Below are 17746 nucleotides of genomic sequence, written 5' to 3' on the forward strand. Positions count from 1 at the left end.
AATACCCGGGAAGCGGGAAAATGTTTTTTAGAAAAAATATTACAGCGCTGAAAAAAGTGGACCCCGGCCTTGCGGGATCGATAGAAAAGGGCAGGGCATTGGATGAACATGACATTGTTAAAGCAAAGAACGGGATGAAGTCTTTGAAGGTTGATAATATCTTACTGCACAGTCTTTATGATCCTGCGAAAGAGGCCCGGGAATGGTTTAACCATCATGAAGAAAAGACCAAAGCTGCGTCGTCGATCTTTGTCCTCGGTTTCGGGCTTGGTTATCATTTGCTTGAGCTGTGCAAAAAAACAGAAAAGGAAATAATCGTCTTTGAACCCCGGCTGGATATTATCAGGGCTGCAATGGAATCTGTTTGTTTGACTACGGTGCTTGAAAGGGTAAGGATATTGACCGATGAAAACCCCTCTTTGTCCCCCCTTGGCAAGGTGGGAATTAAGGGGGGTGAAAACGCAGTGGTCCTTCAGCATAAACCGTCTGTAAATATCAGCCGTGAATATTTTAAACATCTGCTTGCGCGGTTGAGATCACGTGAGGAAATAAACAAGGGGATACAGATCCTTGTTGTCAGCCCCGTGTACGGAGGTTCACATCCCATTGCCCTTTATTGCGCTTCAACGCTGAAAAAGATGGGACACAATGTGGAACTCATAGACAACAGCAGGTTCTCCGATGCTATGTTCTTTGCGAAGGACATAGCAAAAGACAAGCGCAGGCATAACAGGATGATCGATATGTTAACGTCATTTCTTTCAGAGGCCGTCATAGCCAGATGTGAGACCTTTAAACCGGACCTGGTCTTTGCGCTTGCGCAGTCGCCTCTGACGGCCGACTGTCTTAAGAGATTAAAAAATAATAACATCCCAACCGCGTACTGGTTTGTCGAGGATTTCAGGCTGATGGATTACTGGAAGAACATTGCCGGGCTCTATGATTACTTTTTTGTCATACAGAAAGGAGATCTCATTAATGAGATGAAAAGGGCAGGAGTAAAGAATTACCATTATCTCCCTCTCGCGGCAAGCCCGGATGTTCATAAGAAAGTTGAAATGCCTGATGATGAAAGAGATTATTACGGCAGTGATATTTCTTTTGTCGGGGCCGGATATTACAACAGGAGAAATTTGTTCAAGGGACTTCTCGATCATGATTTCAAGATATGGGGTACGGACTGGGACATGAACTCTCCGCTTGCACAATGCGTACAAAGGGCGGGTGAAAGGGTCGACACCGATGAGATAGTAAAAATATTCAACGCTTCAAAGATAAATATCAATCTGCACTCATCTACATACCACAACGGAATAAATCCTTTCGGAGATTTTGTAAATCCGAGGACTTTTGAGATCGCGGCCTGCGGGGCTTTTCAGCTTGTTGACAGCCGTTCGGAACTTGCAGACCTTTTTGAAGCAGGGAAAGAGATCATTGTATTTGAAGGCCTTGAAGACCTGAAGCAGAAGATCACATATTACCTCGATAATCCCGCGGAAAGGGAAAGCATAGCCGAAAGCGCTAAACAGAGAGTCCTGCGAGATCATACGTACGAACACAGGATGGTAGAGATGCTGGAATATCTGGCTGACAACGGATTCACACCGGCGTTATGGGAGCAGGAAGGCGAGATCGTTGAGCGCCTGATTGAAGAAGCGGGACGGGACACAGAGCTTGGAGAGTATCTTTCGAGATTTCCGTCCCGTGAAAGAATGACACTTTCCGATATCGTCAAGGACATAGAAGAGAGCGAAGGCGACCTTAATATTCCTGAAACTTTATTTCTTACGATGAACGAATTCTTGAAATGAATGCAAAAGTGAAAGAAATATTGATCATAAACCTGACAAGAATGGGGGACCTGCTGCAGACAACTCCGTTAATGTCAGGGCTCAAGAAGGAGAACCCCGGTGTGCGGATCACACTGCTGATCAATTCATCATTTGTCGGGATTTGTAAAGGCATTCCGTTCATTGATGAGCTTATAGTCTTTGATATGCACGGATTCAGGGACAGGCTTTTAAATAAGGAATACAGCTTTATTGAAAATTACAGATTCCTTGAGGACCTGATAAACAGGATCAGCGGGAAAGAATACGATCTGGCAATGAACCTTACACATTCCCGCATCAGCGCTTTAATGATCTCTCTGGTCAGGGCAAAGGAAAAAAGGGGATTCACAGTTGACCCCGAAGGCCACAGGGTAATAAAGCATCCGTGGTTGAGATACTTTTTCAATGTTGTTCCCAACAGGGACTATAATCCATTCCATATTGTTGATATGTACCTTAAGGCAGGCGGAGTGATGCCGTCAAGGAAAGGGTTGATATATGAGACACCCCGTGAAGACGAGAAAAAGTCCGGAGAACTTTTAGCGGACCAGAAAGTTACGGAGAACGAATTGCTGATCGGGATCCATCTTGGAGCAAGCAAAAGCGACAAGACCTGGCCTGTGTCCTCTTTTGCAGCGCTTGCAGATATGATCACTGAGAGATTAGGGGCCCGGATACTTCTTTTCGGTTCTACGTCTGAAACGGACCTGGGCAGTGAATTTGAAAAGCTCGTTAAGTCCCGGCCAATAAATTTTATCGGAAAGACAGGTATCGGAGAGCTGGCCGCTCTTCTTAAAAAATGCTCCCTGCTTATCAGTAACGACACCGGGCCTCTCCATCTTGCCACCGCTGCAGGAACAAAGGTCATAGATATTTTTACGGCAAACGTGCATTTTCTTGAAACAGGGCCTTACGGAGAGGGACATTATGTTATCCAGGCTGACATCCCGTGCGTCCCATGCAGTTTCAATGTGCAGTGCAGCAATATGGTGTGCAAGGAAGTTATTAAACCTGAGATTGTTTTTGAAGTAGTAAAGGAAAGTATGGGGAAGGAATCGGTCTTGTATGAAGCCGGATCGCTCCTGAGGGACATTCAGGTATACAGGACCCGTTTTGAAGATAACGGGCTTTTAGGCTTTTCCCCTCTGCTCAAAAGACAGCTCAAAAAGGAAATACTTTATCGAATTCTCTACCGGGAAGTATGGACACGGGATTTTGAAAAGACAGACGGGGATACGGAACCGGTTTATAACAGTATATGCAGAGAGCTATCAACTTTTTATGCGTTAAATAATCTTGAGGGAATTTCTCTTTCATTGGGCAGAGACATTATTATGCTTGAACACCTGTCGGGATTGGCAAAGGACGGATTAGAACTTGCCGGAGTCATAGCTGAAGAAGCCGGTAATAGTGACCCGGACATTATAAAACTTAAGAAAACATGGGAATGCCTGAAAGAGATAGATAACAAGATAGAAATTGCCGGGCATACAAATCCCCATTTCATGCTGTTTACCACAATTTTTATATATTCAATAGAGGCACTGGAGGGGGACGACCTTCTGTGTCTGGCTGACAATACCCGCAGTATTTATAAAGGCCTGCTGGCCGGGTCCGCATATATGCTGCAATTAATGACAAAACTTAAACTGTTTTTTGAATCGTTGTCAGATCCAGTAAACGGAAAATTAAATACGGAACAGATACATACTGAATACAAAGATCATCCCGTCCGGAAGGAATACCAGGCAGGTATATCTAACGGAGTGAACTGAGGTTTGTTTGCACCCTGTTTAGGGTACATTTAAAGAAAAGGAGGAAGTGATGAATGATTTAAAGGATGAAGTTCAGAATTCTGCCCTGCTGAAAGTCATTAAGGACAGCCTTGAGGACGCCAGAGATACGGCGCAAAAACTTGCGCAGGTATTTAAGGACAATGTTTTGCAGTTAAGGCTGGAACAGACAGAGAGCGTGCTCAATCAACTCACGCGGAGTATAGAGGACCTTCAGAATGTCATGGATTTCACAGAAAAGCTCCGGGAAGCAATGCAGTTCTTTAAAGATTTTGGATTGCCGGCCGATCCCATAACTAATCAGGGAGCAGGCATTAATCTTTTTAAGGAGATGAATAATGCTATTGAGACAAAGGACTGGATAATGCTGTCAGATCTTATTGAATATGAATTAGCCCCTTTGTTGATTAAAGAAGATGAGTGGTTTGGTTCATTAGAGGAAAAACTGAAAGCTTATTAGGTATAACAGGCTTTTGATAAAGTCAAAAGGATGATACCGCAAGCGAAGCGGTCTTTTGTTTGAGCTGATAGTTGATAGCTGCCGGCTTTCAACTATCAAGGAGAGCTTATAAAGTGGAAAAACATGAGTTAAAAATCCTTGTAGCAGACGATGACGCAATGGTAAGGGAAGTTATTGTGAAGTTTCTCAGCGAACAGGGATACACCGTTATTACCGCGTCTGACGGCCTTGAAGCCTTACAGCTCCTCAGGCTTGAGGACATAAAGTTGGTGATAACCGACCTCAGGATGCCGGGCGCTGACGGGATGACGGTTTTAAGGACGGCCATGCAATCAAATCACAGAGTTGCTGTGGTGATACTCACGGCTTACGGTACGCTTGATACAGCGCTGGAGGCGGTAAGGGAAGGGGCGTACGATTATATCGTTAAGCCGTTTGTAATGCAGCAGCTCCTGCTGGTCGTTAGAAACGCTTATAGAATGACGAGCCTGTTTGATGAGAATGATAGACTTGCAAGGCAACTGAAGGAGACGCACAAAAACCATGAAACGGCCGGGGCCTCCGGAAGCGTAAATAATACAACCGCTGCGCCTGATTCCCTGGCGAGGATCGAAAAGCTGAAAGAACTGAATATCATTAACGCTGATGAGGCCAGGATACTGAAAGAGAGGCTGGTCTCCGGGGATGAAAAAATAAGAAAGTACAATTTGCTGGTGAATGATCTAAAAAAAGAATTTTAATAAATTACGAATTAAGAATTGGGAATTAAGAATTATGGACCAAAATATTTCAGCCAGTATTAATTCATCATTCGTAATTCCTAATTCGTAATTATTGATTACTGGAGGCAAGAATGTCGTCTGAAAAAAAGGGCAGTCTCAATGCAGGAGAAAAAAGAAGCTACTTCAGGGTGAATGATGTGATATCGGTTGTTGCGAACCCCGTTGACCTCGGCAAGGAAGCAGGACTTTCAAGCTCAAAGGCGTTTTCATTACACGCCCCCTCGAAAAGCGCTGAAAAAGATTTCAATGAAAGTTCCGGGGAATTTGCGGATAACGGAAAATTGTATGCCATGGTCCAGGAGCTCAATACCAAGCTCGACTTCATCATCAATCATTTCATACTTGAAAAAGAAGGGCTGCTAACGCCTGAAAAAAAATCGGTCAACATCAGCGCGTCAGGCATAAAATTCACGATCGACAGGCCCGTAAAGAAAGGCGATATAATGGAGATAAAACTCCTCCTGCCGACCTTTCCGCCTGTTGCTGTGTTTGCTTACGGAGAAGTAAAAAGGGCCACGCCGCTTGATGACAAGACCTGTGAAGTGGCCCTGGAATATCTCAACATGTCCGAGCCTGTAAGAAATGAAATAATAAAGTACACCCTTAACTGTCAGAGAGAGGCGATCAGAAAATCTCGGGAACAGGAGTAAATGAATAAGGCAAGCATTGCAGGCATACTGCTTGGCATATCAGCGATACTTTTAGGCAACTTTTTTGAAGGCGGGAAGATCACTTCCGTTGTTCAGGGGTCTGCCGCATTGATCGTATTCGGCGGCACACTCGGGGCCACGTTTTTAAGTTTTTCTATGAGAGACATGAAGCTCGCGGCTCAATCGCTGAGGAACATTTTCTTTGAAGACCCCCTGCTGCCGAAAGACTATTCCATCATCTCGGAAATTATAACCTTTGCCACAAAGGCGAGAAAGACCGGGATATTGTCCCTGGACAAAGACGCGCAGTTTGTCAGTTATGGTTTCTTCAACAGGGCGTTGAGGCTTGTTATAGACGGGACAGACCCAAAGGCACTCAGGAGTACCCTGGAGCAGGAGAACAGGACCTTCGAGGAAGAAAGGCTCAGGGCGGCAAAGGTGTTTGAATCCGCCGGCGGCTTCGCCCCTACGATAGGAATAATCGGCGCAGTATTGGGACTGATACACGTTATGGAAAATCTCAGCGAGCCGACAAAATTAGGAGCAGGGATCGCGGTTGCCTTTGTAGCTACAGTTTACGGCGTCGGGTCTGCGAATTTATTGTTCCTGCCTATGGCAAAGAAGATCGCAAATAATATGAAACACGAAGTCTTTCTCAGGGAGATAATAATAGAAGGCGTGCTCGGCATTCAATCGGGCAGGAACCCCTATTATCTCAGGGAATATCTGAATGCGTTTATATCAAAGGGGAAATAATAGACAGGTTGACCACAGAGGACGCAGAGACAAAAAGTGAATCAATCCGCAGATTACTCAGATTAACACAGATTTTTTATTTTATCTGTGGCATCTGCGATATCTGTGGATAAGAAATATAAATTATTATGAATGTAAGAAAAAGAAGAGAAGAAGAACACGAGAACGTTGAGCGGTGGATGGTTTCATACGCCGATTTCGTCACCCTTCTTTTTTGTTTTTTCACCGCGATGTATGCTATTAGTAATGTCGACACTAACAAGCTCGGTAAGTTTGTAAAATCAATGCGCTCGGCGTTTCATACAGCCGGGCCGGAAGGCAGCGCCATTGCGGTAATTGAAGGCATTCAGCCGATCGTCCCCGGCGATGCGGAAATCGAATCTGACGTAAAAGACGTGCTCGGCTTGTTGATATCGGAATCAAAGGGCGGGATAGATGTGAGAATGGACAAGAGAGGTGTGGTAATATCAGTAATGGACAAGTTTATATTTGAGAGCGGTTTTGCAAAACTCAGGGAGGAGGCAAGGCCCATGGTTGACGCGGTGGCAAAGGCCGTTAAAACTTATCCTAACATGGTGCGTATCGAAGGCCATACCGATAATATTCCAATAAACGGCGGAGAATTCCGTTCCAACTGGGAGCTGTCTTCTGCGCGCGCTATCAATGTCGCAAAGTATTTTATAAATGCTCACGGGATCCAGCCTGGAAGGATCTCCGCTGTCGGTTACGCTGAATACAGGCCTGTTGCATCAAACAACACGCCGGATGGAAGGGCGAAGAACAGGAGAGTCGACATAGTGATCTTAAGCGAGAGTGAGGGAAAGAAGGAACCGCAATGATGGATTTCAACGGAGAGACTGCCGAGGAGCTTGGGGAAAAATCTGTACTGTTCAGGCAGATATGGAAAAGCCAAAAGTGGTGGCAGCACATAATCGATGCGATGACCGATTACCTCTTCGTTATCGACAACAATTACAGGATATTGAGGACCAACAAGGCGTTTGCCGGCCTTTTCGGCAAAGAGCCCGCTGACATAATAATGAAGCCGTACTATGAGCTTTTCGGACTCAGCGGACCGCACGAATGGTGTGCTTCGCCGGAAAACAAGGGCGTATCATGCCCCGGTTCCGTTGAAAGGACGATAAACGACGCGGTCTATCTGATAAGCTGCTTTCCCATATCATATGATCAGCATGACGCAATGGTCTATGTCATGAAGGACATCACCGAGACCCGCAGGCTAAAAGACCAGATCTATCACCTCGACAAACTGTCTTCCCTCGGTACGCTTACATCAGGCGTCGCTCACGAGATAAATAATCCTCTCACCGGGATCATCGGTTATACGGAAATGCTTCTTATGGGAAATGTTGATGAGACCACCAGGAAATATCTGACGAATGTATATGATTCAGCAATAAGGTGCAAAAAGATTGTTGAGAACATGCTCACCTTTTCAAGGCAATCACCCTCTCAGAAAAGCCCTGAAAACATAAATGAGATCATCGACAAAACGATTGAGCTCCATGAGTACTGGCTTAAATCAACCAACATAGAGATTGTAAAAAGCTACGGTGTGGTCCCGTATGTCGATGTGGACCGGCAGCAGATGCAGCAGGTAATACTGAATCTGCTCATCAATGCTGAACACGCGATCACCGATACAGGCAGGCGCGGGCGGATAGAATTTAAAACCATCTATGATAAAACATCAAAGAACCTCACAATAACGGTCTCCGACAATGGGGCGGGAATTCCAAAGGAAATACTTCCAAAGATATTCGATCCCTTTTTCACGACAAAGCCCGTCAATATAGGAACGGGACTCGGCCTTTCAATAGCCCACGGTATCATAGCCGAACAGGGCGGCACGATTGACGTAAAGAGCGAAGAAGGGAAGGGCACCTCATTCATCATCACGCTTCATGCGGATTAAGGCTGCCGCATAAATTACATTAATGATGCAGCATGTCATGCCAAATCCATAATGTGCCTTTGAACCTGGCTTTGCATTCACCTCTTACATCTTTAGAGTACCGTACATCCACTTATTAATAGTCTCAAAATAATATTTACAAACTGTCGGTCTTTGTCCGTCATGCCCGAAGTTTTTAATCGGGCATCCAGAGACTAAAACTACTGGATTCCCGCTAAAGACATGCGGGAATGACGCCACAGGAATGTTCAGACTATATTATGAGAACATTAATAATTACTTGCGCAACCATGCAAATAAAGAGCTCTGTTACCTGTCCGAAAGGACAGGTGACAGAGCCTCTTCGACGTGGTAAATTAATACACCATAAAAAAATTTCCATCAAGATTTTTATTTAAATTCTATTCACCGAAAGGAGAGTACGAGATGAAGAAAAAATATTGTCTTTAACAGCAGGAGTTTTTTTTATTGCATCAAATCTCTATGCGGGAGATTTTGTTGTTGAGAGGAATGTGAATGTTGGCGGGACAGACAAATTTAAAAGTTGACGGGAGCACCGGAGATATTGCAGTAGGGACATCATCGACACCGGCAAGATTAATAAATTTGGCAGGAACAGACAAGATAGGAATATATATTGATTTAACAAGACAAAGGACTTCACTTGCTCCAGCGGGATTTGGCGTAAGTGATGAATTGGACGGCTCTTTTGCTTTTGGTTTTCCTTCCGCCCTTCTTAGTGTTACATGATATCTGATGTCAATAGTGGACACCCGTTGTAATAGTAATAGCCGTATTTGCAGTTATACGCGATCCTTTGCATAAACACGCGGTAACCAAGATCAAAAAAGCAGATGGAACTTTGATAGACAGTTATCAATACGACGCTAATGGCAACATGATGTCAGGAGTTGGCAGGACGTTTACCTATGACTATGACAACAGGGCGACGAGCATCACTTATAATGGCACTGCTACGGTCAATGTCTATGACGCCTTTGGCAACAGGGTTAAGAAGATGATCTCATCGCCTATGGAGGACATAACCACCTACGTCGGACAGTTGTACGAATGCAATTCCGGCACGGGGCAGTGTACAAAGTATATCTTTGCAGGAAGCCAGAGGATAGCGAGCTTCAAAGGCACGGAGACCAATTACTATCATACCGATCATCTTGGAAGCAGCAGTATCATTACCGATGCGGCAGGGAATAAGGTTGAAGACCTGTTCTACTATCCATACGGAGAGATCAAGACAAACACAGGCTCGGTGAATGTGGGGACAAAATGAGGGACACATCCCATATTTTGACAGTGTTGAAATCCATTCGTTAAAACACTGCACACAAAAGGGACAAGAATGAGGGGACATTATGCCGAGAATAGCAAGAGTGGTAGCGGAGGAATATCCGCACCATGTCATTCAGAGAGGGAATAATAGAGAGAAGGTTTTCTTCGATAAAAAGGACAAAGAGAAATACCTGTCTTTATTGAAGAAGTATTCTGATAAATGGAAATCACCTGTGTTGGCATATTGTCTAATGACAAATCACATCCATCTGTTAGTCAAACCGCTTGAAGAATTATCGCTTTACAAAATGATGCAGGGGATAGCTTTATGCTACACACAATATACGAACAGAAAATATAAGCGAACCGGCAGACTATGGGAAAGCAGATATCATTCATGCATAGTTGATAACGAGAAGTATCTGTGGGCGGTGGCAAGATACATTGAACAAAATCCTGTTCGTGCAAAGATGGTGAAGGCGGCTGATGAATTTCCTTATTCGAGTGCACGTGCTCACCTGAATGGAACGGAAGACGAAATTATAGGCGAACTACTATTTGATGAAAAGCAAAGGAAGGATTACGCAGAATTTGTGCGGACAAATGTCCCTGAAGATGAGATGAAAGAGATAAGATATTACACGAGGACAGGAAGGCCGCTTGGGAGGGAGGAGTTTGTCGGTGAAATGGAAAATAAATTTCAGAGAAGATTTTTCTTGAAGCCACCGGGGAGACCCAGAAAAGTAAGATGATGAGTTATGGGGCTTGGAAATATGGGATGTGTCCTTGTGTCCTTATTGACATTTGAAAGGTGCATTGCTAACGTGACGCATGGCAAGGAAACCGAGGATAGAGTTTGAGAGTTGCTACCTGAACAAATCATCTTTTGATATGATCGGGCTTGCAAGTTCCTTAATTATGGAAGGTGTCTTTTTAATTACAGTCGGGACCGGCTCTTTTTCGACATTCTTTATGACAGGCGCAGTTTCTTTTTTCTTTACCGGGACAGCGGCAGGCTTTGCGGTATTAGAAGTCTGAATGCTGTTGTAAAACTCTTTGTGCTCCATTTGTTTTGCCGAAGGGTTCGTTTTCGGTTTGTCGATTACTGGAGGTAATGCGTCTTTTATTACCGGTGTTACCACAGGGCTCCATTCATCCTTCTTTATAACGGCCCCCCAATTTTTCGCAGGAGGAGCATCATCATTTGTTAAGGCGGACTTAATTTCAGTTTTCGCGGGGGGAGGTTTTTGCGCCCCATCGATTACCAAAGAAAGGTTTTCGTCAAATTTTTTAATTAGAAGGTCCGGTTCTTCCTTTTTTGCCACAGGCTGCTCAGTAACTTTTACAGGCTTATAACCGGCGTCAGGAGCTTTCAAAATGATGCTGATGCGCCTGTTGCGAGGGTCTGAGGGATTGTCACCTATTAGAGGGTCCTTGTCGGCAAACCCTGAAACGCGGACAATTCTCTGAGCGTCGAGTCCGTTCGCCTCAAGCTCTTTTCTTGCTGTTGAGGCCCTTTCAGTGGAAAGCTCCCAGTTGCTGTAATCGCTTCTTGAATATGGCAAGGCATCGGTATGCCCCTCTATAGCAACTTTGCTTGGAATGCTTTTGATATTATTTCCTATTACCTGGAGAATGTTCTTTGCCTTCGGCGTCAATTTATTGCTGCCTGTCTCAAACATAAGGCTGCCGTCTTTATCTGTCATCTGGATGCGGACGCCCCCATCCACAGTGTCCACCACTACTTGGTCTTTTGCGTCCCCCAGCTGGTTCAAGATGCCTTTTTTGAGCTCATCTTCCATGTCTTTTAAATTAGTGACAGTTTCCGCATACTTCTCCATCATCGCCTTTTGTTTGGTCTCCCCGGCCTCATTAAATATTTCACTCGATCTGTCCATCCAGGATGTGCCGCCAGAGTCGAAAATGCTGAAGTTCTTGAAATACATGGTGAGACGAGCCCTTTTTTCATCGGATGTCATATTTATGAGCCACATCAGCAGAAAAAATGCCATCATGGCTGTCACGAAATCGGCATAAGCAACCTTCCATGCGCCGCCGTGATGTCCCCCTCCGCCGCTTTTTTTGACTTTTTTAACGATTACTGCTTTGCCCTTACTCATTTTCTCATGGCTTCTTCCAGCTCGGTAAAGCCGGGTTTTGCGTCCGAAGGAATAACACGTCTTGCATACTCAACCGCTATCTGAGGCGCTGCGCCTCCGACAAAGGACACAAGCGCGATCTTGATGACCTGAAAGAGCTTCATGTCTGCTTCAGCAATGTGTTCGAGATGCGTCCCTATCGGTCCCACGAATCCGTAACTCAATAAAACTCCAAGAAACGTTCCGACAAGAGCTGCTCCGATACTGTGTCCGAGCACCTCAGGCGGCTCGGAGATTTTTGCCATTGTAAGAACAACACCGAGGACCGCAGCAACAATTCCAAGTGCAGGCAGACCGTCGGCAACTTTTGAGACACTATGCGCCGGTATCATTGCTTCGTGATGATGCGACTCCATTTCGAGCTCCATTATATTTTCAAGCTCAAAGGATGAGACATTGGCGGAGATGATCACTTTAAGGTTATCGCAAATAAAATTGACGGCGTGATGGTTTTTGACAACACTTGGATACTTGGTGAAGATAGCGCTCTCTTTAGGGTTTTCAATATCACCCTCAATAGCGATAAGGCCTTCTTTTCTCATCTTTGAAAATATAGAATTGAGTAACCCGAGAATCTCAAGGAATTCAGCTTTGGTCGCGCCCTTAGCTGAGAAAACCCTGGAAATATTTTTTGAGACGCTGCTTACAACTTTTGAGGGCGATGAGATAAAGAATGCTCCGGTTGCGGCGCCGCCGATAATGAGAAGCTCAACCGGCTGAAAAAGAAGATTAATATTCCCATGTTCCAGCAGGTAACCGCCTATAACAGCCCCAAGGACAACAACCATTCCTATGATTACAAACATAAGCTTACATCTCCAAATTCAGGTTCTCTCACTTCCAAGCGGTTCCCCATATTAAATCTACTAATTATATCGGTAAAAACAGGGTGGAACTTTAACATAGATAATGCCTTTTACTGCCAAAATTGCGGATTGAGAAAAGACGGCGTTTGAGATAATATTGTAGAAAACTTTTTAAACGGGAGGCAGATATGGACCGCAGGGACTTTTTGAAAATAGCAGGAATTGCAGGGATCGGGTTTTCCATCCCAAAGAGCATCGAAGCTTTAGTTGATCCAAGCGAGACCTCGCTTGCCGTTGCCACCGGGGCCTCTCCTGAAAAGATCACACGGGCCGCGATCGACACGTTCGGAGGGATGAAGAAGTTCGTCTCAAGAGGCGACATTGTAGTCATAAAACCTAATATGGCGTGGGACAGGCTGCCTGAACAGGCCGCCAACACAAATCCCGAAGTTGTCGCTACGGTTGTGAAGCTGTGTTTTGAGGCTGGCGCAAAAAAGGTCAAGGTGTTTGACAGGTCCGTGAATGACCCCCGCAGATGCTATGTTCAAAGCGGGGTTGCCGATGCCGCAAAGAACGCCGGGGCGGACGTGATCTTTACAGATGAAAGAAAATTCAAGTCAATGAAGATACAGGGGGAGGCGATAAAGGAATGGCCGCTTTATACGGAAATTTTTGAGGCTGACAAGGTGATAAATATCCCGATCGCAAAACATCACGGGCTTGCCAAGATCACGATGTCGATGAAAAACTGGATGGGCGTCATGGGCGGAGAAAGAAACCAGATCCACCAGAAGCTGGACCAGAGCCTTGTTGATCTCTCACTGAAGATCAAACCGGCTCTCACAGTGCTTGACGCTGTGAGGATACTGACAGCAAACGGCCCTCAGGGCGGAAGTCTTTCCGATGTGAAGAAGCTCGATACCGTGATCGTCGGGGCAGACCAGGTCGCGGTGGATTCATACGGGGCAACACTTTTTGGAATGAAAGGCAGCGACCTCGGATACGTCAGGATCGCGGCGCAGTCAGGTCTTGGCACGATGGACCTCTCAAAGGTCAATGTTAAAAAGATAAGTATTTAGAAAACCACGGAGACACTGAGGCACGGAGATAAGAAATTTATTCTCTGTGTCTCAGTGCCTCTGTGGTTAATCATTATCCATACTAAATATAAATGCAGAATCTTAGACGATCATCACAGGCGATTTTTTTACTGGTCTTTCTTTTCCTCTTTATTCAAACAGAGTCAAAGGGCGCGGACGAGCTCGGTTATCCTGTAAAACTCTTTCTGGATTTTGACCCGCTGATCTTTGTCACCACTCTCCTGTCATCACATGCCGCGCAGAAAGCCTTCTATTTATCTTTCATTGTAATTATCGCGACAGTGGTTTTAGGGAGGGTCTTCTGCGGCTGGGCCTGCCCGCTTGGAACTTTGAATAACATCGTAAGTTATTTCAAGAGAAGGAAGGCGGGGGGTAATAATTTCAACTGGAACAAGGTCAAATATTATCTCATGATATTCCTCCTCGCGTCTTCATTATTCACAATGCAATTAACAGGCGTCATGGACCCGCTGTCCCTGCTTATCAGGTCCTTTTCTCTCAGTGTTTACCCGCTGTTCAATTACGGCATCAGGGCAATGTTCGATACCGTTTATGATCTAAATCCGCGCGGCATTGTTGATGTCTCGGAATCAATATATTCTCTGTTAAAGCAAAGCGTCCTATCATTTCAGCAGCCGCATTTCAGACAGGCCGCGTTTGTCGGGCTGATTTTCTTTCTGATACTTGGTTTGAACCTTTATGAAAAACGATTCTGGTGCAGGTACCTCTGCCCCCTCGGCGCGTTCCTCGGCATCCTCTCAAGGTATTCACTTCTTAAAAGATCGGTCAGCGAGGGATGCACGGAATGCGGCGCGTGTTCTATAGAGTGTCAGGGCAATGTCTCGCCCGATAAAAAAGACCAATGGAAACCAACGGAATGTTTTTACTGCTGGAATTGTGATGACATTTGTCCGCAAAATGCGGTCAGCTTCGGATTTCATTCTGCCGCAGGTCCCAAACCAGCGACGGGAATTGACCTCGGAAGGCGCAGGGTGGTCGCGTCTATGATGGGAGGTGTTGTTGCCGTTCCTTTACTAAGGGTAAATCCGCTTTCACAATCCAATATGCTTTCAACAAAGCTCCTGCGGCCTCCGGGCTCTCTTGAGGAAAGCGAGTTTTTAAAAAGGTGCGTGAAATGCGGCGAGTGCATGAAGGTATGCATTACCAACGGGCTTCAGCCGGCCTTTCTTGAAGCGGGACTTGAGGGCATCTGGTCGCCAATGCTTGTGCCGAAAGTCGGATATTGCGAGAACAGGTGCACGCTCTGCGGACAGGTATGCCCCACAGGCGCCATAAAAAAATTACCGCTTGAAGAAAAGATGAGGGTCAAGATAGGTCTTGCTATGATAGATAAAAACAGGTGCCTGCCTCACGCTCATGCAACCCCATGTATTGTTTGCGAGGAAGTCTGCCCTACGCCAAGGAAGGCAGTCTGGTTTGAAAAAAGCATTGTGAAAGACAGAGAGGGCAGGGCCATTGAGATTCAACAGCCGAGGGTGGACCTGGAACTGTGCATCGGCTGCGGGATATGCGAGGCAAAGTGCCCGGTAAAAAGTCAGCCTGCTATCTATGTGACAAACATCGGCGAATCACGATCGGACAAAAACCGGCTGCTCCTGTCGTAGGAAAACCCGCTGCTTCTCTTCCGCCCTTGATATTATTCAACGGTTAATTTATCTTATTTATCTATATTGCTGGAAGCGGTCAGCTATCAGCGGTCAGCAAAAATATAGGCTCTGTTTTTAGCTGATTGCTTGCAGTTAACCCCTGACAGCTAAGCCGCCGGAGTGGTGGAATGGCAGACGCGGTGGACTCAAAATCCACTGAGGGCAACCTCGTGGGGGTTCAAGTCCCCCCTCCGGCACCACCTATGAATTAATTGAAAGTTTGACTGACAACCATTAGATTTTTTAACATATCCCTGTAAAACAGGAATTATTATTCTTGTCGACTCCTCAATAAAGAAGCATGGAATTATGAAAGCAGAATTTTTCAGGAGCGCTGATTTCTTACAGAATTTATTTGATGCCGTTCCTTCCTTTCTTTTTATTGTCGATTCCGATGTCCGTATACACCATCTGAATTCTTCCGCGTTAAAATTATTAAACAAAGACAGGGAAGCAATCCTGTTGAAAAGAGGAGGGGAGGTCTTAAACTGCCTCTACTCCCATGAAGTGCCCGAAGGGTGCGGGCGTTCAGCGCATTGTAAAGAGTGTGTCATCAGAAATTCTGTGACCGAGGTTTTCAAGGGGAAAAATGTTTTCCGAAAGACCACAAAAGTAAAACACCTTGCAGACACCGGGATACAGGAGGTCTACCTTTCGATAACAGCAAGCGCTTTTCCCTACAGGGACAGCACATACGCCCTGCTTGTGCTGGAAGATGTCACGAGAGAAAAAAGGTTCGAGGAGGAGTTACGCCTTCACGCGGCGCAGCTTGAGGCTTCTTACAAGGACATGGAGAGTTTCAGTTATACGGCATCTCATGATCTCAAGACCCCGCTCAGGATCATTGAAGGGTTCTCACATATCCTGCTTACTGATTATTCAGATAAACTGGACGACAACGGAAGAGGATTGCTGAACAGCATTAGAGGCAATACGAAAAAAATGTCGCAGCTTATTGATGACCTTCTCGAGTTTTCCAGGGTGAGCACAAGAGAGATCCAGCGTACCGAAATAAATATGGAGTCCCTGATCAAAAGTATATTTGAGGACATGAAGCAGGCTGCCTGGGGAAGGTCCATGCATCTGAAGATCGGGGCCTTGCCGCCGGCTTATGGCGACATGTCAATGGTCCGCCAGGTCCTTGTTAATCTATTATCGAACGCTGTCAAATTCACAAGCACCCGCAAGACAACAGTGATCACCGCCGCCGGCCGTACAGAGAATAATGAGAACATATATTACGTTCAGGACAACGGCGTAGGGTTCGATATGAAGTACTGTCATAAACTTTTTGACTCTTTCCAGCGGATACATGAGCCAAGCAAGTATGAGGGGACCGGCATCGGGCTGGCCATAGTAAGGAGAGTTGTTGAAAAACACGGCGGAAGGGTCTGGGCGGAAGGAAAACCCGATGAAGGGGCCTCGTTTTATTTCACCTTGCCGAAAAAGTAGCGCCAATTAATTTCCGCATTATTCGTTTCAAACATTTTTCCTGAAAAGTTGATTGCCGCAGAATAATGTGCATAATATTGTAGTCAAATAAAACGTTACCATGCAGTTAAACATAAGGAGGCTGGAATGAGAGTCAGGACCATACTTGAGACAATCGGCAACACGGACCATGTAAAGATCAATAAACTTTTCGGTGACAGGGCTGAGGTCTGGATGAAGCTGGAGCGTTCAAATCCCGGCGGGAGCATCAAAGACCGTATAGCGTTATCAATGGTAGAAGACGCTGAGAGCAAAGGCATTCTCAAAAAGGACAGCGTGATCATTGAACCGACCTCCGGCAATACAGGCATCGGCCTTGCTATGGTCGCGGCTGTCAGGGGATACAAGCTCATTCTCGTCATGCCTGAATCAATGTCAATTGAACGCCGCAAGCTGATGTCTGTCTATGGAGCTGAATTCGTTCTTACCCCGAAAGAGAAGGGGATGAAAGGGGCGGTTGATAAAGCCGCGGAGATGGCCGGGGAAGTGCCGAATGCATGGATGCCCCAGCAGTTTGAAAATGAGGCCAACACAGAGGCGCACAGGAAGTTTACCGCTAAGGAGATCCTCAGGGATTTTCCCGAAGGCATTGATTGTTTGATCACAGGCGTTGGAACAGGCGGACACATAACAGGATGTTCTCAGGTCCTCAAGAAAGAGTTTCCAAATCTGAAAGTCTTTGCCGTTGAACCGGCCGCTTCACCCGTTCTCAGCGGCGGCAAGCCCGGCCCGCATCCCATACAGGGAATCGGCGCGGGGTTTATTCCGGGGATACTCCATAAAGAACTTCTGGATGGGATCATACTGGTCACAAAAGAAGAGGCCTTTGAATACGCGCAGCGGTGCGCTAAAGAAGAAGGGATATTTGTCGGCGTGTCCTCAGGAGCGTCTCTCGCAGCGGTCTCGAAAAAAATAAAGGAGGTCCCGGCGGGAAGCCGCATACTTACGTTCTGCTACGATACAGGTGAAAGGTATCTGTCAGTAGAGGGGCTGTACTAAAAAGCAATGGCGGCCGAAATAAAAG

16 protein-coding genes and 1 tRNA gene are annotated in these 17746 nt (G+C 45.8%); 15 read left to right on the forward strand and 2 right to left on the reverse strand.

The window, feature by feature from the left end; translation table 11 throughout:
* The first annotated feature begins 20 nt into the window (after positions 1–20).
* The 10 genes from HZB61_10600 (at position 21) to HZB61_10645 (ending at position 10251) form a co-directional block, all read left to right on the forward strand.
* Positions 21–1811: a glycosyltransferase gene (locus tag HZB61_10600; protein ID MBI5057052.1), complete on the forward strand. Its 1791-nt coding sequence runs from the start codon at positions 21–23 to the stop codon at positions 1809–1811.
* Positions 1808–3607: a glycosyltransferase family 9 protein gene (locus HZB61_10605; protein ID MBI5057053.1), complete on the forward strand. Its 1800-nt coding sequence runs from the start codon at positions 1808–1810 to the stop codon at positions 3605–3607. The genes HZB61_10600 and HZB61_10605 overlap by 4 nt, the downstream gene beginning before the upstream one ends.
* Positions 3608–3656: 49 nt before the next feature.
* Positions 3657–4085 (forward strand): hypothetical protein, encoded by a 429-nt coding sequence (locus HZB61_10610; protein MBI5057054.1) that lies wholly within the window; start codon positions 3657–3659, stop codon positions 4083–4085.
* A 113-nt stretch (positions 4086–4198) separates the two neighbouring features.
* The gene (locus HZB61_10615; protein MBI5057055.1) at positions 4199–4825 is read left to right on the forward strand and encodes a response regulator; all 627 of its coding nucleotides are present in this window, start codon (positions 4199–4201) and stop codon (positions 4823–4825) included.
* Between the two features lie 113 nt (positions 4826–4938).
* A complete protein-coding gene (locus HZB61_10620; protein MBI5057056.1) occupies positions 4939–5517 on the forward strand; it encodes a PilZ domain-containing protein in 579 nt (192 codons plus the stop codon).
* Positions 5518–6273, forward strand: a complete 756-nt coding sequence (locus HZB61_10625) for a flagellar motor protein (protein ID MBI5057057.1) — start codon at positions 5518–5520, stop codon at positions 6271–6273.
* Between the two features lie 128 nt (positions 6274–6401).
* On the forward strand, positions 6402–7112 hold the full coding sequence (locus HZB61_10630; protein MBI5057058.1) for an OmpA family protein: 711 nt from the start codon (positions 6402–6404) through the stop codon (positions 7110–7112).
* A complete protein-coding gene (locus tag HZB61_10635; GenBank protein ID MBI5057059.1) occupies positions 7109–8209 on the forward strand; it encodes a PAS domain-containing protein in 1101 nt (366 codons plus the stop codon). Before HZB61_10630 ends, HZB61_10635 begins: the two co-directional genes overlap by 4 nt.
* A gap of 817 nt (positions 8210–9026) precedes the next feature.
* Entirely contained in the window at positions 9027–9500 is a 474-nt protein-coding gene (locus tag HZB61_10640; protein MBI5057060.1) for a hypothetical protein, read from the forward strand.
* An 82-nt stretch (positions 9501–9582) separates the two neighbouring features.
* Entirely contained in the window at positions 9583–10251 is a 669-nt protein-coding gene (locus HZB61_10645) for a transposase (protein MBI5057061.1), read from the forward strand.
* Between the two features lie 114 nt (positions 10252–10365).
* On the opposite strand, the gene HZB61_10650 is transcribed toward HZB61_10645, so the two are convergent.
* Both HZB61_10650 and motA read right to left on the reverse strand, forming a co-directional pair.
* Entirely contained in the window at positions 10366–11619 is a 1254-nt protein-coding gene (locus HZB61_10650) for an OmpA family protein (protein ID MBI5057062.1), read from the reverse strand.
* Complete coding sequence (gene motA / locus HZB61_10655; GenBank protein MBI5057063.1) at positions 11616–12464, reverse strand: flagellar motor stator protein MotA; 849 nt, start codon at positions 12462–12464, stop codon at positions 11616–11618. The genes HZB61_10650 and motA overlap by 4 nt, the downstream gene beginning before the upstream one ends.
* A gap of 188 nt (positions 12465–12652) precedes the next feature.
* On the opposite strand from motA, the gene HZB61_10660 reads away from it, so the two are divergent.
* From HZB61_10660 to cysK, 5 genes are all read left to right on the forward strand, one after another.
* The gene (locus HZB61_10660; GenBank protein MBI5057064.1) at positions 12653–13543 is read left to right on the forward strand and encodes a DUF362 domain-containing protein; all 891 of its coding nucleotides are present in this window, start codon (positions 12653–12655) and stop codon (positions 13541–13543) included.
* A gap of 92 nt (positions 13544–13635) precedes the next feature.
* Positions 13636–15189, forward strand: coding sequence for a 4Fe-4S binding protein (locus HZB61_10665; GenBank protein ID MBI5057065.1), 1554 nt, complete (start codon positions 13636–13638; stop codon positions 15187–15189).
* Between the two features lie 156 nt (positions 15190–15345).
* Positions 15346–15431 (forward strand) — tRNA-Leu (locus HZB61_10670).
* 109 nt (positions 15432–15540) lie between these two features.
* The gene (locus HZB61_10675; protein MBI5057066.1) at positions 15541–16683 is read left to right on the forward strand and encodes a GHKL domain-containing protein; all 1143 of its coding nucleotides are present in this window, start codon (positions 15541–15543) and stop codon (positions 16681–16683) included.
* Positions 16684–16809: 126 nt separating this feature from the next.
* A complete protein-coding gene (gene cysK, locus HZB61_10680; GenBank protein MBI5057067.1) occupies positions 16810–17721 on the forward strand; it encodes a cysteine synthase A in 912 nt (303 codons plus the stop codon).
* Positions 17722–17746: the final 25 nt, after the last annotated feature.

It is taken from the genome of Nitrospirota bacterium (genome assembly GCA_016214845.1).
In the GTDB taxonomy this organism is placed as follows: Bacteria; Nitrospirota; Thermodesulfovibrionia; order UBA6902; family UBA6902; genus SURF-23.

Coding starts and splice junctions, on each gene's coding strand:
- HZB61_10600 (MBI5057052.1), top strand. CDS start 21: ATGTTTTTTAGAAAAAATATTACAGCGCTGAAAAAAGTGGACCCCGGC.
- HZB61_10605 (MBI5057053.1), top strand. CDS start 1,808: ATGAATGCAAAAGTGAAAGAAATATTGATCATAAACCTGACAAGAATG.
- HZB61_10610 (MBI5057054.1), top strand. CDS start 3,657: ATGAATGATTTAAAGGATGAAGTTCAGAATTCTGCCCTGCTGAAAGTC.
- HZB61_10620 (MBI5057056.1), top strand. CDS start 4,939: ATGTCGTCTGAAAAAAAGGGCAGTCTCAATGCAGGAGAAAAAAGAAGC.
- HZB61_10625 (MBI5057057.1), top strand. CDS start 5,518: ATGAATAAGGCAAGCATTGCAGGCATACTGCTTGGCATATCAGCGATA.
- HZB61_10630 (MBI5057058.1), top strand. CDS start 6,402: ATGAATGTAAGAAAAAGAAGAGAAGAAGAACACGAGAACGTTGAGCGG.
- HZB61_10635 (MBI5057059.1), top strand. CDS start 7,109: ATGATGGATTTCAACGGAGAGACTGCCGAGGAGCTTGGGGAAAAATCT.
- HZB61_10645 (MBI5057061.1), top strand. CDS start 9,583: ATGCCGAGAATAGCAAGAGTGGTAGCGGAGGAATATCCGCACCATGTC.
- HZB61_10650 (MBI5057062.1), bottom strand. CDS start 11,619: ATGAGTAAGGGCAAAGCAGTAATCGTTAAAAAAGTCAAAAAAAGCGGC.
- motA (MBI5057063.1), bottom strand. CDS start 12,464: ATGTTTGTAATCATAGGAATGGTTGTTGTCCTTGGGGCTGTTATAGGC.
- HZB61_10660 (MBI5057064.1), top strand. CDS start 12,653: ATGGACCGCAGGGACTTTTTGAAAATAGCAGGAATTGCAGGGATCGGG.
- HZB61_10665 (MBI5057065.1), top strand. CDS start 13,636: ATGCAGAATCTTAGACGATCATCACAGGCGATTTTTTTACTGGTCTTT.
- HZB61_10675 (MBI5057066.1), top strand. CDS start 15,541: ATGAAAGCAGAATTTTTCAGGAGCGCTGATTTCTTACAGAATTTATTT.
- cysK (MBI5057067.1), top strand. CDS start 16,810: ATGAGAGTCAGGACCATACTTGAGACAATCGGCAACACGGACCATGTA.